General features: G+C 52.2%; 23 protein-coding genes. 6 read left to right on the forward strand and 17 right to left on the reverse strand.

Annotated features, from left to right (window positions below):
* Positions 1–5: 5 nt before the first annotated feature.
* The 6 genes from AEST_RS15215 to AEST_RS15240 all read right to left on the reverse strand — a co-directional run bounded on the left by AEST_RS15215 (position 6) and on the right by AEST_RS15240 (position 4,312).
* Positions 6–887, reverse strand: coding sequence for a TIGR01777 family oxidoreductase (locus AEST_RS15215; RefSeq protein ID WP_008610100.1), 882 nt, complete (start codon positions 885–887; stop codon positions 6–8).
* Positions 888–1,008: 121 nt separating this feature from the next.
* Positions 1,009–1,374: a dihydroneopterin triphosphate 2'-epimerase gene (gene folX / locus AEST_RS15220; RefSeq protein WP_008610101.1), complete on the reverse strand. Its 366-nt coding sequence runs from the start codon at positions 1,372–1,374 to the stop codon at positions 1,009–1,011.
* A 58-nt stretch (positions 1,375–1,432) separates the two neighbouring features.
* A complete protein-coding gene (locus AEST_RS15225) occupies positions 1,433–2,785 on the reverse strand; it encodes an ATP-binding protein (RefSeq protein ID WP_238534620.1) in 1,353 nt (450 codons plus the stop codon).
* Entirely contained in the window at positions 2,754–3,431 is a 678-nt protein-coding gene (locus AEST_RS15230; protein ID WP_008610103.1) for a response regulator transcription factor, read from the reverse strand. Before AEST_RS15230 ends, AEST_RS15225 begins: the two co-directional genes overlap by 32 nt.
* Positions 3,432–3,433: 2 nt before the next feature.
* Entirely contained in the window at positions 3,434–3,775 is a 342-nt protein-coding gene (locus tag AEST_RS15235; RefSeq protein ID WP_008610105.1) for a PepSY domain-containing protein, read from the reverse strand.
* 45 nt (positions 3,776–3,820) lie between these two features.
* Positions 3,821–4,312, reverse strand: a complete 492-nt coding sequence (locus AEST_RS15240; RefSeq protein WP_008610106.1) for a glycine zipper 2TM domain-containing protein — start codon at positions 4,310–4,312, stop codon at positions 3,821–3,823.
* Positions 4,313–4,583: 271 nt separating this feature from the next.
* Between AEST_RS15240 and AEST_RS15245 the strand changes: the two genes are divergently transcribed.
* Positions 4,584–4,889 (forward strand): ComEA family DNA-binding protein, encoded by a 306-nt coding sequence (locus tag AEST_RS15245; protein ID WP_039925647.1) that lies wholly within the window; start codon positions 4,584–4,586, stop codon positions 4,887–4,889.
* A 34-nt stretch (positions 4,890–4,923) separates the two neighbouring features.
* Here the strand turns inward: AEST_RS15245 and AEST_RS15250 are convergent, their stop codons facing one another.
* The 8 genes from AEST_RS15250 to AEST_RS15285 all read right to left on the reverse strand — a co-directional run bounded on the left by AEST_RS15250 (position 4,924) and on the right by AEST_RS15285 (position 14,900).
* Positions 4,924–6,150, reverse strand: a complete 1,227-nt coding sequence (locus tag AEST_RS15250) for an EAL and HDOD domain-containing protein (protein WP_039925649.1) — start codon at positions 6,148–6,150, stop codon at positions 4,924–4,926.
* Positions 6,151–6,246: 96 nt separating this feature from the next.
* Positions 6,247–7,740 carry a sodium/proline symporter PutP gene (gene putP / locus AEST_RS15255; RefSeq protein WP_008610109.1) on the reverse strand — a complete coding sequence of 498 codons (1,494 nt, stop codon included), beginning with the start codon at positions 7,738–7,740 and terminating at the stop codon, positions 6,247–6,249.
* Positions 7,741–8,045: 305 nt separating this feature from the next.
* Entirely contained in the window at positions 8,046–9,704 is a 1,659-nt protein-coding gene (locus AEST_RS15260) for a BatD family protein (RefSeq protein WP_008610110.1), read from the reverse strand.
* Positions 9,698–11,521, reverse strand: coding sequence for a VWA domain-containing protein (locus AEST_RS15265; RefSeq protein WP_008610111.1), 1,824 nt, complete (start codon positions 11,519–11,521; stop codon positions 9,698–9,700). Before AEST_RS15265 ends, AEST_RS15260 begins: the two co-directional genes overlap by 7 nt.
* Positions 11,511–12,497, reverse strand: coding sequence for a vWA domain-containing protein (locus tag AEST_RS15270; RefSeq protein WP_008610112.1), 987 nt, complete (start codon positions 12,495–12,497; stop codon positions 11,511–11,513). The genes AEST_RS15265 and AEST_RS15270 overlap by 11 nt, the downstream gene beginning before the upstream one ends.
* A complete protein-coding gene (locus AEST_RS15275) occupies positions 12,484–13,008 on the reverse strand; it encodes a DUF4381 family protein (protein WP_008610113.1) in 525 nt (174 codons plus the stop codon). The genes AEST_RS15270 and AEST_RS15275 overlap by 14 nt, the downstream gene beginning before the upstream one ends.
* Positions 13,001–13,945 (reverse strand): DUF58 domain-containing protein, encoded by a 945-nt coding sequence (locus AEST_RS15280; protein ID WP_008610114.1) that lies wholly within the window; start codon positions 13,943–13,945, stop codon positions 13,001–13,003. Before AEST_RS15280 ends, AEST_RS15275 begins: the two co-directional genes overlap by 8 nt.
* 1 nt (position 13,946) lies before the next feature.
* Positions 13,947–14,900 carry an AAA family ATPase gene (locus tag AEST_RS15285; protein ID WP_008610115.1) on the reverse strand — a complete coding sequence of 318 codons (954 nt, stop codon included), beginning with the start codon at positions 14,898–14,900 and terminating at the stop codon, positions 13,947–13,949.
* A 223-nt stretch (positions 14,901–15,123) separates the two neighbouring features.
* On the opposite strand from AEST_RS15285, the gene fadI reads away from it, so the two are divergent.
* The 3 genes from fadI to AEST_RS15300 all read left to right on the forward strand — a co-directional run bounded on the left by fadI (position 15,124) and on the right by AEST_RS15300 (position 18,915).
* Positions 15,124–16,434, forward strand: coding sequence for an acetyl-CoA C-acyltransferase FadI (gene fadI / locus AEST_RS15290; RefSeq protein ID WP_008610116.1), 1,311 nt, complete (start codon positions 15,124–15,126; stop codon positions 16,432–16,434).
* On the forward strand, positions 16,434–18,572 hold the full coding sequence (fadJ, locus tag AEST_RS15295; RefSeq protein WP_008610117.1) for a fatty acid oxidation complex subunit alpha FadJ: 2,139 nt from the start codon (positions 16,434–16,436) through the stop codon (positions 18,570–18,572). Before fadI ends, fadJ begins: the two co-directional genes overlap by 1 nt.
* 145 nt (positions 18,573–18,717) lie before the next feature.
* Complete coding sequence (locus AEST_RS15300; protein ID WP_039925598.1) at positions 18,718–18,915, forward strand: hypothetical protein; 198 nt, start codon at positions 18,718–18,720, stop codon at positions 18,913–18,915.
* On the opposite strand, the gene AEST_RS15305 is transcribed toward AEST_RS15300, so the two are convergent.
* Positions 18,901–19,752, reverse strand: coding sequence for a LysR family transcriptional regulator (locus tag AEST_RS15305; protein WP_008610119.1), 852 nt, complete (start codon positions 19,750–19,752; stop codon positions 18,901–18,903). The two genes, AEST_RS15300 and AEST_RS15305, sit on opposite strands and share 15 nt — an antisense overlap.
* A gap of 128 nt (positions 19,753–19,880) precedes the next feature.
* Between AEST_RS15305 and AEST_RS15310 the strand changes: the two genes are divergently transcribed.
* Positions 19,881–20,228: a MaoP family protein gene (locus AEST_RS15310; protein ID WP_008610120.1), complete on the forward strand. Its 348-nt coding sequence runs from the start codon at positions 19,881–19,883 to the stop codon at positions 20,226–20,228.
* A 47-nt stretch (positions 20,229–20,275) separates the two neighbouring features.
* Here the strand turns inward: AEST_RS15310 and AEST_RS15315 are convergent, their stop codons facing one another.
* Positions 20,276–22,345: a putative bifunctional diguanylate cyclase/phosphodiesterase gene (locus AEST_RS15315; RefSeq protein WP_039925651.1), complete on the reverse strand. Its 2,070-nt coding sequence runs from the start codon at positions 22,343–22,345 to the stop codon at positions 20,276–20,278.
* Between the two features lie 239 nt (positions 22,346–22,584).
* Entirely contained in the window at positions 22,585–25,362 is a 2,778-nt protein-coding gene (locus AEST_RS15320) for an insulinase family protein (RefSeq protein ID WP_008610122.1), read from the reverse strand.
* 196 nt (positions 25,363–25,558) lie between these two features.
* On the opposite strand from AEST_RS15320, the gene sixA reads away from it, so the two are divergent.
* Entirely contained in the window at positions 25,559–26,044 is a 486-nt protein-coding gene (gene sixA, locus AEST_RS15325) for a phosphohistidine phosphatase SixA (RefSeq protein WP_039925599.1), read from the forward strand.
* The last annotated feature ends 3 nt before the right edge of the window (positions 26,045–26,047 follow it).

The following is a 26,047-nucleotide window of genomic DNA, read 5'->3' on the forward strand; positions in this document are numbered from 1 at the left end:
TTAACTCAAAGCGCCAGGGCGTTAAGTGCCTGCGACAACTGTGGATAGCGAAACTGAAAGCCGGCCTCGAGCAAGCGTTTTGGCACGACCCGTTGGCCGTACAGCAAGATATCCGACATTTCCCCAAACAACAGTTTTAGCACAGCTGCTGGCATCGGCAGCAGCGCCGGGCGGTGCAGACGTTTTGCCAGCTCGGCACTAAATACCGCATTGGTCACTGGCTTGGGAGCAACGGCGTTAACTGGGCCGCTCAGATTGTCGTTATGCAGAATAAAATCAATTAACGCCACCATATCATCCAGATGGATCCACGACATATATTGCTCACCAGGGCCAATTTTGCCACCTAACCCCAGCTTAAAGGGCGGTAACATTTTCTGCAGCGCGCCACCTTTTGCCGCTAATACTACACCTGTTCTGAGCAGGCATACCCGGGTCTGCGGGCTACTGGCTTGCATCGCCAAATTTTCCCAGCGGGCACAGATGTCATGGCTAAACTCCGGGAAAAACGCCTGATAGTCTTCGTCGATTTCCTGCTCACCCTGACGGCCGTAAAAGCCAACAGCGGAGCCGCTGATCAATAATTTCGGGGCATGGCTTACCGAGTTGAGCGCCTGCACCAGTTGTTCAGTCAGTTGCCAGCGGCTATCACAGATCCGGCTTTTCTGCGCGGCAGACCATCTTTTATCGGCAATGGGTTCGCCGGCCAGATTAACAATGGCATCAATCTGGTTCAGATCAATATCGGAGAGCTGTTGGCGATAGCGTACCTGCTCGGTGTCAGTGCGCGCGGTACGGCTTAGTATTGTCAGCTGATGCTGAGCTTGCCAGTGCTTAACTAAGGCACTGCCGATCAGACCGGTGCCGCCGGTAATTAGGATCCGCATCGTCAAGCCTCCTGTCGGTTCAAGTGGTGCAGCATCTGAATAGTGTAGCCGCTGTGGGCTGGATATGACAGCTGCCGGCCACACGCCGTCAAACGAGGCGTTGTGACGCGGCGCTCCTAGCTTATGCCTTGTTGACGGAAAGCGTCAGCGATACCGAGTCAGCAAAACGTAGCGCATGAGGTTTATCAACCTCGACTTCGGCAAAGATCACGCTGCTATGGGCACTGGCCAGCGCCAGCACTTCGGCAGTGAGTTTTTCCAGCAGATAAAAGCGGTTGGATTCAACCAGATTGATAATTTGTTTGGTAATAGTCCGATAATTCAGAGCATTATCCATTTGATCGCTACTGGCTGCGGCATCAGCATGATACTGGATCCGCACATTGACGACGACGTCCTGTTTATTCTTAATCTCATCATCGTTAATGCCAATATAGGTGCGTAGCCGCAGATTTTTAATACGAATGGTGGCTGGATTAAGCGCCATAACAACTTCCTTTAGTTAATTTACAGAGCTTTACGTACGGCTCGCGCTTTTCGATCAGCTAGCTGTCTGCTGGAAAGCTCAGGGTAAAGGCGGCCCCACCAAGCGGACTTTCGCCGACATTAATCATGCCGGAATAGGAATTTACCAGCTCGGCAACAATCGACAGCCCTACACCATGCCCCTCTTTATAAGTATCCAGCCGGATCCCGCGCTGAAACAGCTCTTTTCGACGCTCTGGCGCAATACCCGGGCCATCGTCTTCAATGGTCAGGCTAAAAGGCTGTTGCTGCACCGTCAGTTTAACCTGGCGCCGACAAGCTTTACAGGCGTTATCAAGCAGGTTGCCCAACATTTCCATTAAATCTGTTTCATCACCCCGAAAAAAAGAGCTTGGCTCACATTGGATATCGATCTGACAGTCTTTGTCACGATAGATTTTACGCAGTGCATTACTGACTTTATCTGCCAGCGGTAACACCGGTGTTTGTTTTTTCCAGATATCCTGTCCCGAGCTGCTGGCTTTTTTTAGTTGGTGCTCGATCATGGCGGTGATGCGATCGATTTGCTCTTTTAATTCCGGCTGTTGCGCCAACGGCGAGGTGCGCAGCACAGCAACCGGCGTTTTTAGCGCATGCGCCAGATCACTTAAATGGTTACGGTAACGCTGTTTTTGCCGGTTCTGGTTGGCTAGCAGCAGGTTAAGATCTTCCTTTATACCGCGAAGTTCTGAGGGGTAGTTGCCGGTTAGATGATCCTGACACCCTTTTTCCAGTTGCCGGATCTCGAAATCCAGCCGGGTTAGCGGTCGTGTCGTCCAATAGTAGGCCAGAATACTGAGCAGCGATAAACCTGCGCCAATACCGATAAACCATTTTAGCAAGGTGTTACGAAAACTGATGTGAGGTGCCAGCAGCAGCTGTTCATCCTGCACAATATGAATAGCCAGCGGCTTGGCGCTGTCTCCGGTGTCAAACAAAAAGGCAATGCTCAGGATCTGATATTTCTGTTGCTGTTGCTCTGAGGTATAAAAAATATGCTGGCCCGGAACCAGTTCGATGACCGGTAATTCAAAATCCTGATTCAGCGAAGAATCTGACTGCCATAATAGCATCTGCTCTTCGCTGACATAAGCGGTCAAGCCCGAGTCTGGCCGGTAAAAATCCGGTGCCAGGGTGTTGTTATTGAGCTCAATTTTACCGTTAATCAGGTTAAGTTCTGACAAAATGGAGTACATATGCACTTCCATTTTTTGCTCAGCGTTGGTCAACAGTTGCCGATAGAAGGCTTGCTCAATGGCCAGAAAAGAACTCGGCAGTAACAACAGCAACAAGACAGCACTGACCAGGCCCTGGCGTAACTTTAGCGGTAATACCAGCATGTTATTCAACAGCGAGATTAAAGCGATAACCACGCCCACGCAGCGTCTCAATGGGTTTCAGCTCGCCCTCAGGATCGAGTTTCTTCCGCAGCCTGAGGACGAAAACCTCAATTACGTTACTGTCGAGATCGAAATCCTGATCGTAGATATGTTCCGTCAGTTCTGTTTTAGAAATGACTTTGGCTGGGTTCAGCATAAAATATTCCAGCACTTTATATTCATATGCGGTCAGACTGACTTCCTGGTCTACCAGCCAAACTTGCTGGGTACGGCTATTCAGGGAGATAGGACCTGAACGCAGCAGTGGGTCTGGCTGTCCTGCTGCACGACGGATCAAGGCGTTACAGCGCGCCAGTAGTTCTTCATTATGAAAAGGTTTGGTCAGATAGTCATCGGCACCGGCATCCAGGCCTTCTACCTTTTCCTGCCAGCTGCCGCGGGCGGTTAAAATGATAATAGGAGTCTTTATTTCCTGCTTACGCGCTTTACGGATTAACGATAAGCCGTCCAGTTTTGGCAAACCGAGATCGATGATGGCGAGATCATAGGGATACTCTGACAACTTGAACCAGCCATCGGCACCATCTCCAGCCAGGTCAACGCTAAACTGTTGTTGTAACAACTGACTTTTAATCTGATCGGCCAGGAGGCTTTCGTCTTCTACTACTAATACCCGCATGCTTATTCTTCCCTTTGCACCCGGCCATTCTGACCGTCTACCAACACATTAACCACCCGACCATCCGATTGCATTACCCTGACCCGGTAATGACGGTTGTCAGCCTGTACTTTTAACACCCGGCCGGGATAGCGCTGTTGCGCCAGTCGCGTAGCCTGCTCTTTCGATACTTCACGGCTTGCCGGTTGCGCCGGCTGCCGGTGCTGCTCTTTTCGGAGTTCAGCCTGCCGGATCTGTTCTCTACGTGGCTCAGTCTGCCGGTTTTGTTCGTTTCTCGGTTCCGTCTGGCCATAACAGGACAAACTGAACAGACCAAGCAAGAATAGGGTTATATAAAATTTCATTTCACTCTCCAACAACAAGCCGACACTAGGCGCTTAGCAACAACATTAATAGCGATAGGCCGGCCTGGCACTGACTACCAGAGGAATGGTTCTGCCGGGGTGTTGCTCGGTAAAGGTTTGATAATACCGCCCCCGATATTTATAGGTGACCTGATAGCCATCCAGTACCTGTCTGTAATGTACTGAATTATGACGCGTACGGCAATCTTCGTAATAGTGATCACGTTTTGACATATCATGGCCGACACTACCACCAAGCGCGGCACCGGCAACCAGACCAATTCTTTTATTGGTTTTGTTATTGCCAACAGCATGACCGAGCGCACCGCCGACAATGGCGCCAACAATTGCCGGCGTTGTCGAATCGCGTTGCTCGCGATAGACCGGGGTGCAATGCGAACTGGCTTGTCGTACCGGGACCTGACTATATACCGGCACCACATCGGTGACCCGTCCATACTCGTGCCTGCCGTGTGCTTGCGTAGCTGCAGACCACAACAAGGTGCTGGTCAGTGCAAAATAACAGAGTTTATTCATCGGTCACCTCCGATTTCAGCTTTACCGATAGCTTAGTGGGGGGTGTCTTAATTGTTGCTGAATGTTTCAAAACTTATTTTGTTTATTTTTTATTAAAAATTTGCCAATTTTATTTTGCGTGCTAGTTTTATTTTTGGTTGGTATCTTTGTGTCAGGTAAGCAGGTGTGTCGCCCGGGTGACAGTGCGGTGTCTGCCAACCCCGCAGGTTTACTCAATAGTTGTAGCGAGCAAGTCAGCCGCATGCCTGACTGTTTCGGGAGGAAACATCAGATGAAAAAGCTTGTGCTCTCTGCCATGCTGGCAGCATTAGTACTGGGTGCCAATTATACGCTGGCCAATACAACGGGTCAGACGTTGACCAGAGCGACGGCTGAAGCTTCAACTAAGTTAAAGCTGAATCAGGCCAGTGTTGAACAACTCACTGCTATCCCCGGTTTGGGTAAAGTCAAGGCTCAGGCCATTTTGGACCATATCAGTGAGCATGGCGAGATTAAAAGCCAAGCCGAGCTGACCAAAGTTAAAGGGATTGGCGACAAACTGGCGGCTAAAGTGGCTGAATACGTCAGTTTTGAGTAAGCAGACCAGGGCGTGTTTAACTCACGCCCTAACTTTAGGCGATTTCGCCTAAAGCTTTCATCTGTTCATTCGCCCATTGCACAGCCTGATGGTAGACGTCCGGGATCTTATCCGTCGGCAGTTTGAGCTTTTCGATTAGTGCGGTGGCTTGTGGCCAACTGGCATTTTCATAACATTCAATCAGCTGGATAAAGCCGGCCAGTTCACCGGTTTTTTCAATCAGTGCCGCTTTGATCTCATTAGCCAGTGGCAGCTTTTCCATTACACTGCTGATCGGTTCATCGAGTATCGCATCCATCAGTGACATCATGCCGGTTAAATAGGCTTTGTCCTGTGATACCCGTCCGGACAGACCGGCTAATCCTTCGGCAAAATTTGCTCTTGTCATAGAGAGTCGCATTAACTCGGCGGGTTTATCGCTACTAATTTGAGCGGTAAATAACAGTGACAGGAATTTCTTTAACTCGGCTTGGCCAAGCACAATAAGCGCTTGTTTGATGGTTTCGACTTCTGCCCGGCGCCGGAAAATCGCCGAGTTGCTATAGCGCAGTAGTTTGTAGGACAGGGTCACATCCCGTTTGAAAATTTCGGTGATCCTGGCTAGGTCCATATCGGCCTGAGAGGTTTCGTACAACAGTTCTGCCAACGCCAGTTGTGACGGGGAAAGTGCCCGGGTTTGTAGCATTTCAGGCTTAGAAAAAAAGTAGCCCTGAAAATAGCTAAAGCCCAGCGCCAACGTCTGCTGAAATTCGGCGTTGGTTTCGACTTTTTCTGCCAGTAGCTTAATATGCGGGAAATCCGCAATCGCTTGCTTAATCTCTTCGATTTGCTCGGCATTGGTACTGCGAATATCGATTTTAATAATATCAATGTAAGGGTAAAAATGCCGCCAGACGTTTTTGTGCTCGTAATCATCCAGCGCCAGGGTATAGCCTTGTTCTTTCAGATGCTGGCACTCGGCCAGTAAGCGTTTACCGGGTTGAATGGTTTCCAACACTTCGATGACTACCTGCTCTTTGGGTAGCATGCTGGGGTATTTTTTTAGCAGAGTGTCCAGGGTGAAGTTGATAAAGCCGGGTTTGTCGCCAAGAAAGTCGTCCAAACCAAAACTGAGTTGGCTACCTTCTACCATCTTGGAGGTGGCTTCGTCGCCGTCAATATTCGGAAACGCATTTTCTACACCATCCCGGAATAACAGTTCGTATCCAAACAGTACTTTATTGCGATCTAAGATAGGTTGGCGCGCGGCGTAAAAATACATAGGCAACACTTCTCCGGCTAACATCAGCAAGGGCCTGACATATTTCAGGCCCATCAAGTCTATTACCGGTATTCTAGCAGCTGTTAATATACCCTGTTAGCGCTTTTTGACTTCCTGCTGCATTTTGGCAAAGAGTTGCAGAATTGACGGTGCCGGAGTCTTTGTCAGCAAACTTACCAGCACAATCGCCAGGGTACTGAAGATCACGCCAGGTACAATTTCATACAGCCATTGACTCAGTGGCAAACCATTGATGGTGAGTGGTGCATAGATCCAAAACAATACCGTCAGGGCGCCAACCACGATACCGCTAAGAGCACCTGCGAATGTCATCCGTTGCCAGTACAGGCTAAGGATAATCAGCGGTCCAAAGGCGGCACCAAACCCTGCCCAGGCATTACTGACCAGTTGCAGTACTGAGCTGTTACGGTCAAATGCCAGCATGATGGCGACGATAGCGACCGCCAGCACAGATAACCGGCCAATCACCACCAGTTCCGCCTGTGAAGCATCACGTTTGACAAAGGTTTTATAGAAATCTTCGGTCAGTGAGCTGGAGGTAACCAGCAGTTGGGAAGAGATGGTACTCATAATCGCCGCCAGGATCGCCGCTAGTAAGAAGCCGCTGATTAGCGGATGGAACAAAAACTGCGAAAAGATAATAAAGATTGTTTCCGGGTCCTGTAGTGTCATCTCGGTTTTTGCCACATAGGCAATACCAACAAAACCGGTCATCACAGCACCAACGATGGTTACCAGCATCCAGCTCATACCGATGCGCCGTGCTGCTTTAATATCTTTTACTGAGCGAATGGCCATAAAACGGACAATAATATGTGGCTGGCCGAAATAACCCAGACCCCAGGACAGCGCCGAGATAATCGCCAGTGCTGAGCTGGCACCAACCCAACTTAACAGATCCGGATTGATGGTTCTAACAATCTGATTGACTTCGCCAAGACCTCCCAGATGATCAATCGCCACCACCGGTACTAACACCAGCGCGATAAACATCAGACAGCCTTGCACAAAATCGGTCAAACTTACCGCCAGAAAGCCGCCAATCAGGGTATAGATCACGACCACACCGGCGGTAACAAAAAGTCCCAGCTCATAATCAAAGCCAAAAGAGCTTTCAAACAGCTTACCGCCGCCAACTACGCCGGATGAGGTGTAGAGCGTAAAGAACACAATAATCACCAGCGATGAGACTAAGCGCAGCAAACGGGTGCGATCTTCAAAGCGTTTTTCAAAATAATCCGGAATGGTAATGGCATCCTGCGCCAGCTCGGTGTAAACCCGCAGCCGCGGTGCCACTATTAAATAGTTAAGATAGGCGCCAATCAATAACCCGACGGCGATCCAGGTACTGCTTAAACCGGACAGGTACATAGCACCAGGCAGGCCCATCAGCATCCAGCCGCTCATATCAGAGGCGCCGGCCGAAAGGGCGGTGACACTGGGGCTTAACTTACGTCCACCCAGCATATAGCCTGAGACATCATTATCGGTGGTACGGTAGGCATAAAGCCCGATTGCGATCATCGCCAGAAAATAGAGGGCGAGCGAAAAGAGAGTGGCAGTTTCCAAACTAAGCTCCTGTTATTGTTATAGTAAAACGAGCTGACCTTTACTGACGTCTGTGACTATGGCTGACTTCGGCCAGAACGCGTCAGCAAAGGTCAAATCATAATAAATTTAGCTAGACTAAGACTTTGAGCGGTAACTGCAGCCTTTAGTCTTAGTTCAGCTTAGGGTAAATGCTAACAAGATGACGGCGGGCTGGCTAGTGCTTTGCTACCAGCCCGCCTTGTTGATTGTGGGATCTGCCGAATCCGTGCTGTTATTCCGGCCTTTTAACCAGGCCTTTTAAGCAGAATGTTTAATCAGGCCTTTTAATCAGGGTATAGCGGCTGTAGCTGAACCTCCCGCTGCGAAGTATGGTTAGCTTTGCGCTTTAACCAGGCCTGATACAGCGCCTCACCTTGCCAACTCTCGGTTTGCGGGCTGTACAACACCTGCTCCAGCTTTCGAATCTCTGCTTTTAATGCCGGATCACTCACTTTAGCGGCAAGCTCACCCAGCGAGCGGCATGCCGGCGGATAGGCGCCGGCGGCCAGACGCAGTAATGTCTGCTCTGCCTTTTTCGGGGAATTATTGTTACAGGCCTGTTTAAAGGCATGCTTACCGGCATCGACCGCGACGGTATTGGGGTTGTCCGTTTGATTGCCAGCTTGATTGTTAGCGCGCAGCATACGGCGTCCAAGCCACAGCCAGCATAATGCCACAGTGCTCAGCAGCCAGGCGGCTAACAATACCGTGCTCAGATAATTCCATTGCCAGGGGCTGTTGGCAGCTGTTACTGGCAGCAATTCTGGGCTGCTTAGCGTTGGCAGCGACATCGTCGGTTGGGCATTCCCGGTTACCTGCAGCGCACGGGCTGGCAACACCGCATATTCCAGCCGGTTGGTCTGGCTATTCCACCATGGCAGACGCACTTCAGGTAAGACTAACTCGCCTTCATTACTGGCAATCAGGGCACTGGTAAAGACTTTTTGCGCCACCTGCCGGCCGCTACGCTCAGCACCGCGGCTTTGTGGCTGTTCCTGATAGGCCCGCAATGAGGTGGGCAGTTGCTGGTCCAGATCCGGCAGCTGATTCGCGGCGACATCGACGGCCGAAAGGGTAATAATCCGGGTCACAGGCTCACCGGCTTTTAGCTGTTGACTATCCGGTTGCCATTCTTCGGTTAGCGTTACCAGGCCGGCTATCAGCCAGCGACCCGGGAAGTTTTCCGGTTGTGGTTTCACTTCCAGCTGCACTGGCTCCGCTTCGGCCATTACGGTTTTACTGCGCGAGAAGTAGTTAAAACGCTCTGGATTACGCTCTATCATTTCACCGGTAAAAAGTGGCGGGGCTATGACAAAGTCACCGCTGCGCTGTGGGATCAACAAATAGCGACGTGTAATGGTGCGGTAACGTACGCCGTCAATCAGGGCGGTGCCTTCGGTATCTGGGCCCAGGCGCTGAATTTCGGCGCCTTCCAGTGCCGGCTCTGTCAGATTGCCGCGTTGCAAGTCACCACTAAAGTAAATCACCACGTCGTAGTACAGCATTTGTTGCACATAGGCAGAGGGGTAACCGACTAATTTCGCCTCCAGAAAGAGGTCGCGCCGGTTTTGCGCCTGACTACTTTCAATAATGGTCAGTTCAATTGGTTCGGAGCGCACGCCGTTTAACTCAAAGGCCGGGATCCGGTAACTACCGGTGTTACTGGCAAATAATGACACACTCCAGCTGGTGTTATGCTGTGTTACGCCGTTTATCACCTGGGTACTTTGACTTACCGACGGCAGCATAACCCTGAAGTCTTGCTCCAGTACCCGAAAATCTATGGCATCGGCGGCAAAACGCCCATCAGCGCTTACTGTCAGGGTAATGGCTTCCCCCAGCATGGCCGGGTTTTTGTCGACACTGCTGCTCAGGCTGCTAAAGGCCTGTGCGGCCGACAGCGGCAAAAATAACAGCAGCAAACTAAGAAAACGGCTTACCATTCTTGTTGAGCTCCTTGCGGGGGTAGGCTGTGACGACGTTTTTGATATTCGAGTAACATGCGGTTTCTAAGCAGGACACCGGGATCGTCCTGTACTTTGCGCAGCAGATTTTCCAACTCTTGTTGTTGTTCCGGTGTCGCATTAGGCCAGGGCTCATTAATAACAGCTTGTGCCGCAGTATCCTGTGTTTCATCTTGCGCAGGCTCTAACTGAGCCTCAGCCTGTTGCGCGCTGTTAGCATCCGTTTGCTGTGGCTCGGACTCGTCCGGGGGGCTTTGCTCAGCTTGTTGAGCCGATTGCTGTGCATTATCTGTTTGTTCTTCAGCATTCTCTTTAGCATTTTGCGAGGCATTTTCTGTTGATGATTCGCTGCTATCCGATGATTGTTGCTCTTGCTGCTCTTGCTGCTCTTGCTGCTCTTGCTGCTGCTGAGCCTGTTGCTCAGCTTGCTGCTGTAACAATTGCTGCATCAGTTCGGCGTTTTGCCGTGCAGCGCTATGCTCCGGATCCAGCTCAGAGGCGCGCTGAAAAGCCGACAGTGCCTGCTCCAGCTCTTGCTGCAGTGCCAGCGTATTGCCAAGGTTGTGCCACAGACTGGCGTTTTCACCCTGCGCAATCGCCTGGCGGTAGGCTTGCTCTGCCTGCTGATAATCACCGGCGCGGTAGGCCGCATTACCTTGCCACAGTGGGTCCTGAAACTGCTCTCTGGCTCTGACATAGTTACCCTGTTGATAAGCCTGCTGTGCGCGTTGCTGTTGGGTTTGCCACAGCTGCTGCCAACTGTTGGCATCGGCCGGCGGGATATAGATTAGCAAACACAGCATTAATACCGCGGCGCGCCGGCCAAGCCAAAGCGCCAGCGGTAACAATAACCAGACCAGATAAACTGCGCCATCCTGCCAGACATCGCCGCTTAATATCGGCGTCTCGCCTTTACTGGCCTGTGGGTTGCGTAGTGCCTGCACCAGCGCCTCCAGATCGCTGTTATCAGCGACGGCTTGCCGGAATTGACCGCCACCCTGACGGGCCAGCACCGCCAGTTGTTGTAGCGGTACTCGTGGTACTACTACGCCACCCTGACGATCTTTTAACAGCTCACCGTTTTCCAGCCTTACCACTGCGCCCTCAGCAGAGCCAAATGCCAACACGGACAACCGGTGTGGATAACGGTTAAGCAGTTGCTGCAGCGCATGAAAACTTTGCGCCTCAAAACCGTCAGTAAATAAAATCACTTCGCCACTGGCGAAGCCAGCCTGGGTTAACAGTTGATCGGCCAGCTCCAACGCAGCCAGCACATTAGAACCCTGACCCGGCATCAGCTCCGGGCGCAAATTGGGCACTTGCAGGCGGATGTTGTTGTGATCCGGTGTCAGCGGCGAAATCACAAAGGCATCGGCAGCATAGCTAATCAATGCCAGTTCGCCTTCGCGTAATTTATCAATAAAATCCAGCGCTTTAAATCTTTGCTGCGTCAGGCGATCCGGCACCAGATCGGTGGCGCGCATCGACAGTGACATATCCATAATCAGCACTGTCGCTTGTTTGACGGTTAGTGCCGGTTGCGGCAGTTTCTGCCAGCTTGGGCCACTTAATGCCAGCACGGCCAACAGCCAGCAAAGTGCCAGCAAGGGCAGGGCCAACGGCTGGCGTTTGTGTAGTTGTTCCCCCAGCAATACCACGGGTTGTAAATGCCGGGCAATCAGATTATGCCAAAGCCCTGGTTGCTGGCGGTGCCGGTACAGCAGCAGCCAGAGTAACAGCGCTGGTAGCAGGGCCAGTAGCCAGAATGGACGTAGTAGATGTAACTCAGACCACACGGTTTTTTACTCCTGCCCAATCAACTCGCCGCAGCGCCAGATAAAAGCTACAGAGCAAAGCCAGCGCCAGCGGATAATGCAGCAAGCTAAGCTGGGGCCGGTAGGTGAGCTGCTCACGTTCTATCGGTTCCAGCTGATCCAGTAACTGATAAATTTGCCGCAGCTCTGCCGGACTACGGGCGCGGAAATAGCGGCCACCGGTCTGCTCGGCTACCTCACGTAATAACACTTCGTCTAAATCATGTGAAGGGTTGATAATACGCTGTCCGAAAATACTCTGTTGTACCAGCTGTTCAGCACCCAGGCCGACAGTATGGATGCGGATCCCGGCAGCTTTCGCCAGTTGTAAGGCTTCGCGGGGCTGGATCTCGCCGGAGTTGTTGGCGCCGTCACTGAGTAGAATTAACACTTTGTTGCTGGATGGGTAGGCATTCAGCCGTTTTACGGTAAGGCCGATCGCCTCGCCAATGGCAGTCCTCTGGCCAACCAGGCCCATGACGGCATCGTCGAGAAACTGCTGTACCGTCGCCAGATCAAAGGTGAGCGGTGTTTGTTGATAGGCGGCATCTGCAAACAGGATCAGGCCAATCCGATCGCCCTGGCGCTGGGCAATAAAATCGCGCAGCACCATTTTCATCGCATCCAGCCGGGTCATGCGCTGGCCATTTAACTCCATATCCTGAATATCCATCGAGCCGGACAGATCCAACGCCAGCATCAGTTCGCGCCCCTGCTGTGGCAGGGTTACCGGCTCACCCAGCCAGCGTGGCTGGCTGGCGCTTAGCACCAGCAGGACCCAGGTTAATAGCAGCAACAGACGCACACTGATTGGCGCTGTGGCGCCAGTGCTGTGCGCCTGCCCTAATTTCGCCAGGGCCGGCAGCTTTAGCGCACTGCCGCTTAGCTGGCGGGCTTTGGGCACCAGCCAGGGGAGGGGCAGTGCCAGTAATAGCCAGGGATAACTAAGCTCCAGCATGGTCAACTCCTGTACCCGGGCCGGTCGCTGGGCTGGTGGTGTGCTGATACAAGCGGCCGTTAAAACGCTGGATAAAGACCCCACCACACTGATACAACTGCTGGCGCTCCAGCGCGGTATGCTGCGTTGGCGCCTGATATAACAGTGGCTGTAACGACGGTAACTGCAGCGGGGCGGGTAGCTGACTCTGCCAGTGCTGTTGCCAGCTCTTGGTATCGGCGGTTAACAACGGATGTTGTGGTGCATAGGCTTTTAGTAAGCGTTTGAGCAGTTGATTCAGCTGGGCCGGCATTGTCGGATCAGTGGCATCCAGTTGCTGCCAAAGGCGTCGGGCCAGCCGTTTCGGGCGCTGAAACCGCCAGTAACGCAGCGCAATAGTGAGCGCAAATAAGCAGGCGGCTACTAGCAGGAGTAACAGCAGCCAGTGACCGGGCGCCAGTGCGAAGCTCTCGCTTAACGCCGGCTCGTCAATATCGGCCAGTAACGCCAATAATTGTGCTGGCTCAGTCATGATAGACCCCAGCCAGTTGGCTTAATAGCGGGCTGGCACTGCTTAGCGTCAGCCATTTGCAGCCCAGTTGTAACACGCTGTGCTTAGCTGTCGCCAGCGCCTGCTGTTGTTGCTGTTGATAGCGCTGTTTTAGCTGTGAATTAAACTGCACCACTTTTAATGCCTGAGCGGCACTGACCAGCGCCTCGCCCTGTAGCTCTGATGGCAGCTGTAACTCCAGCGGATCTGTTAGCTGACAACAGTGAATTTCATTATGTTGTGATAATACCTGCAGATGACGTAACGCCTCAGCATCCAGGGTGGCAAAATCGGACAAAATATAAAGCAGGCTGCCCGGGCGCAGCAGTCGTCTCAGCTCTGCCAGTGCTGTGCTCAGGACCATGCCCTGATTGCTGCGGTTTTGCTGATGCACATCCAACAGAGCCTGCAAATAGCGCAACACGCCACGGCTTCTGCCCAGGGGTTTTAACAGTACATGCTGCTGTTCACTAAACACCAGGCCACCCAGTTTGTCGCCATTGGCTTTGCAATGCCAGGCCAACAGGGCCGCCAGATGCGCTGCCTGCACGGATTTTAACAGCAGACTGGAGCCAAAGCGCATGGACTCGGTCAGCTCTGTCAGCAAAAACACCGGGCGCTCGCGCTCTTCACGGAACAACTTGGTATGGACCCGTCCGGTGCGGGCCGTTACCCGCCAGTCAATAGCGCGCACATCGTCACCCACCTGATAGTGTCGCACTTCATCAAACTCCATGCCGCGGCCTTTGCTGCGCGCCAGATAACTGCCGGCCAGCTTGCTATGTACCTGCTGGCCGGGGCTTAGATCCAGTAACCGGGTATGGTGCTGATACCACAGCAGCTCCGGCAGGCCCAGCTGATAACCGTTGGCGTGCAAGCTGCTAAGCCAGCGCTGTGCATCAAAAGCCAGTTCGCTCATCTTAGGGCACTGCCACCCGCTGCAGAACCTCGGTCAGCACCTGATCAGTGCTGATCCCTTCGGCTTCTGCCGCATAGGTTAGGATCAGACGATGGCGCAGCACATTATGAAATACCGCCTGAATGTCTTCCGGCGTAACAAAATCACGACCCGCCAGCCAGGCGCGGGCACGGGCGCATCGATCCAGCGCTATGGTCGCCCGCGGGCTGGCGCCATAGCTGATATAGCTGGCCAGTTTGTCACTGTACGCCGCCGGTTGGCGGGTGGCCATCACCAGTTGCACCATATAGTGCTCCAGGCTCTCCGCCAGATGCAGCTTTAATACCTGCTGGCGGGCAGCGAAAATATCCGCCTGACTGATGGGTGCCGCTTTAACCGGTGTTTCATGGCGGGCTTCGGCTCGGGTTAAGCGCAGGATCTCCAGCTCGGTCGCGCTATCCGGGTAATCAACCTTTAAATGCAATAAAAAGCGGTCAAGTTGGGCTTCCGGCAGCGGGTAGGTACCTTCCTGTTCCAGCGGGTTTTGCGTCGCCATCACCAGAAACAGCTCCGGCAGTTTGTATGTATTGCGACCCACTGTGACCTGTTTCTCGGCCATCGCTTCCAGTAGTGCAGACTGTACCTTGGCGGGTGCCCGGTTAATTTCATCCGCCAGAATTAAATTATGAAACAACGGGCCGGACTGAAAGGCAAAGGCGCCGGTTTCCGGCCGGTAGATATCGGTACCGGTCAGATCGGCAGGCAGTAAATCAGGGGTAAACTGTATGCGGTGAAACTCCGCTTCTACACCCTGTGCCAGTGCATTCACTGCGCGGGTTTTCGCCAGACCGGGCGGCCCCTCTACCAGCAGATGGCCATTGGCCAGCAAAGCCAGCAAGATGCCTTCGGTCAGTGCCGGTTGACCCAGCACCTGGCTATCCAGATAAGATTTTAATGACGCAAAAGCCTGTACCATGATGATTTCTGTCTTATTATTAAGAAGTGGTTGATTTTTGACCGCTTTCTGCGGGCAAACGCCAAATTAGGACCTGCCGTTATTTATAAGGTTCCCGCATGGCTAATACAAGCGCTAAAACAAGAGTTTTAAAACAACTGTTTTAATTTCGCCGGACTGTGGTTACAATCAAAAGTCAGAGGTCAGACCTGTAATCAGGCCAGCATAAAACAAGAGGATAACTATGGCAGCCCCTATCAACCTGAGAACCCGTGACGGTGAGCGTATTGCAATCGTGTCCGGGCTTCGTACCCCCTTTGCCAAACAAGCGACCGAGTTTCATGGTGTCTCGGCTCTGGATCTGGGAAAACTGGTGGTGAATGAATTACTGATCCGTGCCGAACTGGATCCGGCGCTGGTAGAGCAGGTGGTGTATGGCCAGGTGGTGCAGATGCCAGAGGCGCCAAATATCGCCCGTGAAATCGTGCTCGGCACCGGCATGCAGGTGCATACCGATGCTTTTAGTGTTACCCGGGCCTGTGCCACCAGTTTTCAGTCGGTAGTCAGTGTTGCCGAATCCATGCTGGCCGGTGTCACTCAGATCGCTATTGCCGGTGGCGCTGACTCCAGCTCAGTCTTACCTATTGGCGTGAGCAAGAAACTGGCGCGCGCCCTGGTCGATGTTAATAAAGCAAAAACCCTGGGCCAGAAACTGGCAATTTTCCGCCGTCTGGGCCTGAAAGACTTACTGCCGGTTCCACCAGCGGTAGCAGAATACAGCACCGGCCTGTCAATGGGCGATACGGCTGAACAAATGGCGAAAAGCCATGGTATCAGCCGGGCGGCGCAGGATGAAATGGCACACCGCTCGCACACCCTGGCGGCGGCCGCCTGGCAAGCCGGCAAGTTGGCCGATGAGGTGATGACCGCCTATGTTGAGCCGTACAGCCGCTATTTAAAGATCGATAATAATATCCGGATGGAGTCGAAGCTCGACTCTTACGCCAAATTAAAGCCGGTATTTGACCGGGTGCATGGCTCTGTAACGGCGGCAAACAGTACGCCGCTGACCGATGGTGCTTCTGCTGTGCTGATGATGACCGAAGGCCGCGCCAAGGCGCTGGGTTATACCCCTTTGGGTTATCTGCGCAGCTACGCCTTTTCGGCCATCGGCGTACATGAAGATATGCTGATGGGCCCGTCTTATGCCACGCCGATCGCGCTGGATCGCGCCGGGATGAAACTGTCGGATCTGACGCTGATTGAAATGCATGAAGCCTTCGCTGCGCAGGCGCTGGCCAATATGAAGATGTTTGGTAGCCGTAAATTTGCTGAAGAAAAGCTGGGCCGCAGCGAAGCCATTGGCGAAATTGATATGGACAAATTTAACGTCAACGGTGGTTCACTGGCTTATGGCCACCCCTTTGCCGCGACCGGCACCCGCTTAATAGTGCAAACCCTGAATGAATTAAAACGTCGTGGTGGTGGCATCGGCCTGACCACTGCCTGCGCCGCCGGCGGTTTAGGCGCAGCGATGATTGTGGAGACCGAATAATGACTGACACAGTAAGCAGCTTTAGCTTAAGCATCCGCGATGACAAGGTGGCCGTGATCACCATGGATATTCCGGGTGAAAGCATGAATGTCCTGAAAGCCTCGTTTGCCGATGAAATTGATGCCATGCTGAAACAGCTGGCTAACGACAGTACCTTAAAAGGCGTGGTCTTTATTAGTGGCAAAAAAGATTCCTTTATTGCCGGTGCCGATATCAGCATGCTCGATGCCTGTCAGACGGCAGAGCAGGCGGAAACCATTGCCGCGATGGGACAACAAATGTTCGACCGGCTGGAGCAACTGCGCCTGCCGGTCGTTGCTGCGATCCATGGCCCTTGCTTGGGTGGTGGTCTGGAGCTGGCGCTGGCGTGTCATGCCCGGGTTGCCAGCAGCAGCCCGAAAACCGTGCTGGGTTTGCCGGAAGTGCAGCTGGGCTTACTACCCGGCAGTGGTGGTACCCAGCGTTTACCAAAGTTAGTTGGCGTGCAAAAAGCGCTGGATATGATCCTGACGGGTAAGCAAGTGCGTGCGGCCCAGGCGAAGAAGCTCGGTCTGGTGGATGAAGTGGTGCCAGAGAGCATTCTGCTTGATGCCGCAGTGAAAAAGGCGCTGGCCGGCAAACCCCGTCGCGAAGCGAAAAAGCAGAGCCTGCTGGATAAGCTGCTGGAAAATACCGGACCAGGTCGCAAACTGGTGTTTTCTCAGGCGCTAAAACAAACGCTGAAGAAAACCCAGGGCAACTATCCTGCCGCCCTGCGGATTATTGAAGTGATTCAAACCGGTGTCGAGCAGGGCTATCAAAAAGGACTGGCGGCAGAGGCCAAAGCCTTTGGCCAGCTTTGTATGACGCCAGAGTCGGCGGCACTGCGCAGTATTTTCTTTGCTACCACCCAGATGAAGAAAGAAAGCGGTGCCGGTGATGCCAAACCGCGTAAGGTACGCAAAGCCGCGGTGCTGGGCGGCGGCCTGATGGGCGGCGGTATTGCTAATGTCAGCGCCACTAAGGCCGGCGTAGCGGTACGGATCAAAGATATCGCTGAGCAGGGCATCAATAATGCGCTGAAATACAGCTTTGATATTCTGAATAAAAAGTACAAAAAGCGCTTTATCAGCAAGGCCGAGATGCAAAAGCAGCTGCTGTTGATCACCGGCACCACCGATTACAGTGGTTTCCATGATGTCGATATCGTGGTTGAGGCGGTATTTGAAGATCTGAGCTTAAAGCAGCAAATGGTGGCCGATATTGAACAGCACTGTGCGGAGCATACCATCTTTGCCAGCAATACCAGTTCGTTACCGATCCACAAGATTGCCGAAAAGGCAGCGCGCCCGGAAAATGTGATCGGTCTGCATTACTTCTCACCGGTTGATAAGATGCCGCTGGTAGAAGTGATTGCGCATGAAAAAACCTCTGCGGAGACCATCGCTACTACGGTTGCCTTTGCCCGTAAGCAAGGTAAAACGCCGATCGTGGTGAAAGACGGTGCCGGTTTCTACGTTAACCGCATTCTGGCGCTGTATATGAATGAAGCGGCCAATATTCTGCTCGCCGGTGAACCGGTAGAAAAAATTGACCGTGCGCTGGTCAAATTCGGCTTCCCCGTCGGCCCGGTGACGCTGCTGGATGAAGTGGGTATTGATGTTGGCGCCAAAATTTCGCCGATTTTAACGGCTGAGCTCGGTGAGCGCTTTGCCGCGCCTGCCGCCTTTGACAAACTGCTGGCTGATGGCCGAAAGGGCAAGAAAACCGAAAAAGGGTTTTACCTTTATGGTAAGGCTGCGAAAAAAGGTAAAAAGCTGGTTGATGAGTCGGTATATGCCGTGCTTGGCGTAACACCGGCGCCGGCGCTAAATGGCGAAGAGATTGCCAGCCGCTGTACCGCGCAAATGCTGAATGAGGCAGTACGTTGTCTGGAAGAGGGTATTATTGCCTCGGCACGGGGCGGTGATATCGGTGCCATCTTTGGTATCGGTTTCCCACCCTTCCTCGGTGGCCCGTTCCGCTATATTGATAAGCTGGGTGTCAATAATCTGGTTGCGACTTTACGCCAGCTGGAAAGCCGCTTTGGTAGCCGCTTTACGCCGTGCGATACCTTGTTGAAAATGGCAACAGCAGGCGAGCGTTTCTATCCACAGTAACAGCCGCCTTGCAGGGGGTAAGTTATCTAAGGGCCTGCGGGCCCTTTTTGCATTTTGGCTAAAAATGCAACTAAAGCATAACAGCAAGACGTCCGGATAGCTGGTATAATCGCCAGCAGCAGTAAAGTGATGTAGGAGAGAGCGGGTGTTATTAGTTCCGGTGCTTTGGTTAATGGTAGCAGTAGGCGTATACATAGCGGCACTGCGTAGTGGTATGCAGGCGATGCGCTGGGCACTGGCGGCAATCTTTACCGGTCCTTTGCTGTTACCGCTGTTTAACAGCCACAAACGCCTGACGCTGCGTCGCGCCCGTGGCCGTAGCTACGGCTTATTCCGGCCCTAGTTGTCGCTTTAAAAGCGCCATAGCGGCTTTTAACAGGCTGTCCTGCTGTCGGTCCTGATGACAGACGGCATAGAGTGTCAGTGTATAGCGCTGCGCCGCTGCCGCCACCAGTTGCCCGGCATTAAGATAGGGTTTAACCCAGCTCTCGGGTAAGAAGGCGGCGACCTCACCCGCTAACACCTGAGTTAGCGCCAGTTGCGCTGAGTTAGTGCTAAAGCGCGCCGCCTGTAGCTGTGGCCAATCGCGGCTATGCTGCAGTGCAAAAGCCTGCCCCCATTCGACATAACAATACTCTGCAGCGCTGAGCTGCTTACAAGCCGCATGCCCCGGCACGCATACCGCCAGCAGCGGTAACTGTGCTATGGCTTCGCGATAAAGGTCCTCGGTCTTTACCGGCTCCGGTAAAATCGCCAGATCCAATTGTTGGCTCAGCAATAAGTCACTGATTAGCTCCTTGGGTAAAGATTCGGCCCGGATTGTCAGCGGTGTTGGCAATAACGCCAGCTGCTGCAGCGTGGGCGCTAATAACTGCTCAGCCAATACCATCGGCATTGCCAGCTGTAAAGCCGGGCTTTGGCTGGCGCTGTCCGCGACGTCTTGTCTGGCGCGCTGTAAGGCGGCCAGCATAGTTTGAGCATGTGGCAACAGCCGCTCGCCCGCCGCTGTTAACTGAATGTTATTTCGGTGTCGGATAAATAAATTTACGCCTAATTGTTGTTCCAGCTGGCGGATGCGGAAACTTACCGCCGACTGCGTAAGGTATAAATTTTCGGCAGCCTTACCAAAATGGCGGGTGCGCTGTACTTCCAGGAAGGTTTTCAGTAAGTCAGTATCCAAACTAGCCTCAAATGTTTTTTATCGTAACAATTAAAAATATTTGTTTTACGACAGGAATTTTGTTAACCATACTCCGCACAGTTTAAACAGGCTGGCTTGATATTCAACGACATGAGAGGAAAAAAGTGATGCAGCAAAGTTTTGTCGCTAATCGTCGCTTTTTCGATGACCGGAATTTCCCACGTGGTTTTACCCGGTCTGGGCGTTTTACCCTGGCAGAGGGCAATCTGCTGGAAAAACATGGTTTAGCAATGCAAGAGTTGGAGCAGGGCGTACGCCAACCGGCAAATGACGAAGAGCAGCGCTTTTTGTTGGTTTGCCGCGGTGAAGCCGAAGCCAACACTGTGTATGAAAAAACCTGGTTAAAGTATAAACAACGTCTGGCAGAAAAACGCAAATTTCATACCGTATTCGGTAAGAAGCGGATTGCAGATGGCTCGGATGATTTCTCGTACGTTGAATCAGATGCCGATTAAAAAAGCCCGTTAGGGCTTTTTTAATGTCTGTAATTTGGCTTTCGCCTTTATAACGCCGCAATCTTCGGCCGTTGTTGCTTTTGTTCTTGCAGAAAAGCGGCAAAATCTTCGGCAGACAACGGCTTGCTATAATAGTAACCCTGAATAATTTCACAGCGCAGCTTGCGTAGCTGCTCCAGTTGTTCGTGCGTTTCCACCCCTTCTGCCACCACACTCAGGCTCAGGTTGTGTGCGATAGTGACAATGGTATCGACCATATTGCGGCCGCGGGCACTGCTCATATCGTCGATAAAGGCTTTATCAATTTTCAGCGTATTAAGTGGAAATTGTTTCAGATAGGCCAGCGAGGAGTAGCCGGTACCAAAATCATCCATCGCCAGATGAATGCCGCGGGCACGCAGTTTTTTCATGGTATCAATCGCCAGCTTCGGCGATTGCATCACCGTGCCCTCGGTGATCTCTAACTCCAGGTGGTAGGAGGGTAAATCGGTTTGCTGCAGAATATCGTCAATCTGGTCACACAAAAATGGCAGCATAAATTGCTTAGCCGACAGGTTTACCGCGACGCGGCCATGGAATAACCCCTGAGCAATCCAGCGTTTTACATCGATACAGGCTTTGCGTAAAACCACGGTACCGATATCGACAATCTGGCCGGTTTCTTCGGCAACCGGAATAAAGCTGCCGGGGCTAACCAGGCCGCCCTTTGGCGTGATAAAGCGCACCAACGCTTCCATCCCGACCACCTTGCCGCTGAGCAGATCCATCTTCGGTTGATAAAACACCGTAAAATAATCTTCTTTCAGGCCATGACGGATCAGGTTTTCAATTTGCAGTCGTTTTACCGCCTGTTTGTTCATGGTGTCATTAAAAAACAAATAGCGGTTGGCGCCGGCACTCTTGGCATGATACATCGCCGTATCAGCATTTCGCAGCAGCGCCTGTGGATCCTTACCATCTTCCGGAAACAACACTATGCCGACGCTGCTGGTGACCGCCAACTCATGCTGATCCACAGCAAAGGGCTTATTAATTTGTTCCAGTAAGTTTTTCGCCAGGCTGGTAATGGCATGAATATCGTTGGTATTGTCGAGCAAAATAGCGAATTCATCACCGCCCAGCCGGTAAAGTTTTTGCCGGAATAATTTATTGTTATGCAGGCGATCAGCCAGTTTACAAAGCAGGGCATCGCCGAGCTCGTGACCCAGTGAGTCGTTAATTTTTTTAAAGTTATCCAGGTCAAATACCAGCAGCGCATGTTCGGTTTTCTCGGTAACCAGACTGGCCAACTTATTCATAAAAACCGCGCGGTTGGGTAAACCGGTCAGGGTATCGCTATTAGCCAGCCGGCTAAGCTCGGCTTCACGTCTTTTGCGATCGGAGATATCGGAAAACACCGCTACGTATTGGGTGATAAAACCCTGCTCGTCTTTAATTACGTCAAAGGTTAATTCTGCCTGGTAGTAATCACCATTGGTTTTCAGTTCACGGATCTCGCCGCTCCAACGGCCATCTCTAACCAGTTTTTTCTCAATATCCTGAATAAAACGCGGCGGATAGAGTGACAGCTGGAAACGACTTTGTAGCACCTGCTCCCGACTTTTGCCGGTAATCACACTAAAGGCTGGGTTAACTTCGATAATGTTGAATTTAGTATCACAAATCACCACAGCATCAGAGATATTCTCCAGACAGCGGGCGAACAGCTGCATCCGTGCTTCAGCTTGTTTGAGCTGGCTGATATTTTTCAGGGTGCCTGTCATGCGCTGGGCTCTGCCATCTTCGTGATAGGCGACAACCTTGCCGCGGTCCAGTACCCAGATATAGGTTTCATCCAGTGTTTTTAAGCGATAGCTGGCTTCAAAAAATGGGCTTTTGCCGGCCAGGTGCTGCGATAGCGCGTGGCTAACCCGGTCTAAGTCCTGCGGATGGATCAGCGCTTTGTTGGGCGGGAAATCTTCAGTCTTGGGGGCAATCGCCAGTGGCTCCAGCCAGGCGCTGGAGCGGTAGAGCTCGCCACTATCAATATTCCAGTCCCAGAGTTCATCGCCGCTGCCCCAAATCGATAGTCGCAGCCTCTCTTCACTTTTCGCCAGTGCCTGATGGTAACGCCGCATCCGTCTTAAACTTAACTGACCAAGCAACAGGCCGGTAAGAGCCAGGGTGAGTAATGCAGGAAATAAATAAGGCTGTACGGTATCCCAGCTAAGGGCCGTTGCGGCAAGGGGCAAGAAAAATAACACGCCAAGTGTTAGCCCCAAAAAAGAGAGGGTGAGAAAAGTTATTGTTTTATCGCGCACTTTTTTATTTATTCAGTACTGCTTTTGGACTACGGTAACGGAGAAAATCGGTACTGTCAAAAGCATTTTTGCTGCTGCTGTAATAATTCTGTCAACTGCGACTTATGCAGGCATTTTACATAAGTATCCGCTGGCGGTGGATCGGTGGCGAATAACAACACATCATACTCGGCGGCAAGCAGCTGCTTTAAAAAATCCTGAAACCGCAGTCGGTCAATATCTTGTAATGCATTAAGAATTTGTTGTGTCAAATCAAAGCTATAATCGCCCTGACTCAATGCCAGCCAATACCGCTTAGCTCTGGCACTTAAACTAATATCCCGTTCCGCCAGTTGGGCAGCTAGGCCTTGCTTTAATGACTGAAAATCGCTGTCATGCAGTTGATTCAACTCGCTGATAAATTGCCGGAAAAAGGCTACTGTTGCCTGATAGAGAGTACCGGCTGGCTGATTAGGCGACTGGATATAGAACGCCATGCCCGGCAGGGTATTGACCGGGACATAGCCGGTGCCGACCAGATAGCCCAGTTGTTGTTCGGTTCTCAGCTGGTGAAAGTAACGCGGCGATAAGATGTGATTGGCGAGCATAAACAGCGCCATCATCACGGGGGATTTTTCCCGCGCGGGCAGATAAATAACCAACGCATGGTCGGAAGGCGAGTCGGGTGGGTTTTCCAACCAGACGGGGCCCAGATCGCGGATCAGGCATTGTTGCGGTTTGAGCGCCTGACCGATAGCGCCTTGCTGCCGTTGCCAGTGCTGTAACAGTTGCTGTAAGGCCAGCGCATCAGTCCGATTCCAATTGCCCAATAACAGCGCTTCCAGATGCAAGGCTTGCCAGACCTGCTGCCGGAACTGTTGAAAATCGGCATAGCTTAACGCGGCCAGCGCCGTTGCCAGTTGTACCGGCTCCGGATTCTGTGGTTGCAGCACAGCCGAAAGCTTTGAAAATAAGGTGGCAACAGGTTTATTCTTACTGCTGTTTAGCCAGTGCCGGCACAGTTGCTGTTTTAACTCTGCAAAACGTTGCGGACAAAACTGTGGATCTGGCAGCTGTGCTAACAGATCAGCAACCAGACGTAGCTGATTAGCGCTCAGGCCGTTGGTCTGTAAACTGAGCCCCTGGCGGTGAACATGCAGAAAATAATTCAGCCCGGCAGTTGTTGCGGCGTAAAGCTGCTGATTAAAGCGATCTAACAGTAATTCGACCCATAAGCGACTGGCGGCTTGCTGTTGCAGCGTCTGACAGCTATTGGGCAGGCTCAACTGAATAAAAATATGGCCTTTGGGGCTATTAAAGTCCGTATCCGCTTTGTACCAAAGGCTTAACCCAGGGTCAGTAAAGAACAATTCTGGCTTATCTAAATGATCCGCTGCGGTGAGTAAGGTTAAATCGGCATGCAGATAGGGATTGGCCTCTGGCAGCTGGATGCCGTCAAGCAGCGCGGTTTGGGCAAGCGCAGCGAGTAAGGATTGATCAATTGCTTGCAGCTGATAGGGCGTATGATACCAGCGGGCCTGACGGTCAGTAGTGACATCATCGGCAATCAGCATCAGCCGTAGGTTAGCGGCGTTAAAATAGCTCAATAGCTGCTGATACAGCGCAAGCGGCGGCGGCTCCATCCGGTAATCGCCAAAGATCACATCCTGTAGCGGATAGTGCTGCAGGTTGAGCGACAGATCCATCGCCGTTTGCAATGCCGTAGCGGGCTCATAAAATTGATAAGCCCATTGCAGCAGTTTCTGCCGCTCTTTAAACAACTGTTCGGGAAAGGCGCTTTGTTGCAGTAACTGCAATTTAGCGAATACCGCCTGCACGACCTGCTGGTATTGCTGGCGGCCAAGCTGGGTTAATTCGAACGCTAGCGTAAAATCTTTATAGTTACTGCCATCAATGCCGCCACCGGCACTTAGCTGATTCACCAGTCCCTGCGCTTTCAGCACGGCTAACAATGAACCAGGCCCTTCATCACCTAACAGATGGGCGAGAAAACTGACGATTTTATAGCGATACCAGGGCTGGATATCGGGAAGCGCAAAACTCACCACTAACCGCTGGCTGCTCTTATGTGGCCGGATATTTAACTGTAATCCCTGATGCTCGGCCAGATAGAGTGGTACCTGCAGCGGGCTCTTTGCCGCAACATCACCTTTAATTGCACTGAAATAGCGTGTTGCCAGTTGCTGCAGCTCAGCCAGGCTCTGTGGGCCAACCAGGCACAATGACATCCTCTGAGCGCTGTATTGGCTATCGAAAAAGCGTTTAACCGCTTGCTGCAGACTTTCGTGCGGTTGGTCTGCCAGCGTCTGGGCATTACCAACCGAAAACTTGGCAAAGGGGTGTGCCGGATTAATGCTTTCTTTATGCACCTGATAGATGCGCCGGCTATCGTCTTTTAGCTTTAGCGAGAATTCTGCTTCAATGGCCTGGCGCTCTTTTTCGACATAGTCACTGCTAAATAAGGGCGCCGTAAACATCGCAGCGAAGCGGCTTAAGCCGTCAGCAAAATGTTGCTGTTCAAGATCGAAATAAAACTGGCTATGCTCTGTGCCGGTCCAGGCATTGTGGCTGCCGCCGTGTTCGCTGATATATTGCTGCAGCTCGCCGGCCTGTGGGTAAGCGGCACTACCCAAAAACAGCATATGCTCTAAAAAGTGGGCCAAACCTTCGCGTTCTATCGGATCGTCGAAGTGCCCGACATTGACGGTCAACGCCGCCGCACTTTTTTCGCTGTCGGCTTGCTGAACCAGCAGCACGGCTAAACCGTTAGCTAAGACAAGGTGCCGGTACTGTCTGGGATCGTTCGGGCTTTGCAATATCGGTGAACTGGCCAAGATGCATCCTTTAAAGGCACCTGCTGTGGGCACCTCTCATAGCGATAAGTAATAACCAGCATAGGTCTTATGCTTTAATAGCAGTTACGCTGGCGGCTGACTTTCATTATCATAGCGCACTATTTTCACCTGACGCATGCTTATTTGTTAAACGGCCGGCCAGATGGGACAGATCAAGTAGTATGGCAATAACACCATGGTAAATATTGTAATCATGCGCCACGGCGAAGCTCAGCCGCTGCAGGCCGATGATCAGCAACGCGCGCTGACTGACCAGGGGCGGCAGGAAGTGCAACAGATGGCGTCCTGGTTGGCCGGTGCCTATCCGGCATTTGACTATCTGTGGGTCAGCCCATACCTGCGCACACGGCAAACTGCTGCCATCATGCTAGAAGCTCAGGCTGCCTGTCGGTTGGAGGTGATACCGCAATTGGTGCCTGATGGCCAGGCGTTACAGATCAAAGATAAACTGGATTTACTGCTCGCTGAGCAACCTGATGCGCGGGTATTACTGGTATCCCATATGCCGCTGGTCAGTTTTCTGGTAGAAGCCTTTACTGACGCGGGCCGCACACCCATTTTCACCACTGCAGCTCTATGTTGTATCGACTACCGGACAGCACGCGGCGGCAAGTTGTTAGAGCAGATGTCACCGCTGGATTTGTCGTTGGTACGTAGCTAACGC

This window comes from Alishewanella aestuarii B11 (assembly GCF_000280055.1).
GTDB lineage: Bacteria > Pseudomonadota > Gammaproteobacteria > Enterobacterales > Alteromonadaceae > Alishewanella > Alishewanella aestuarii.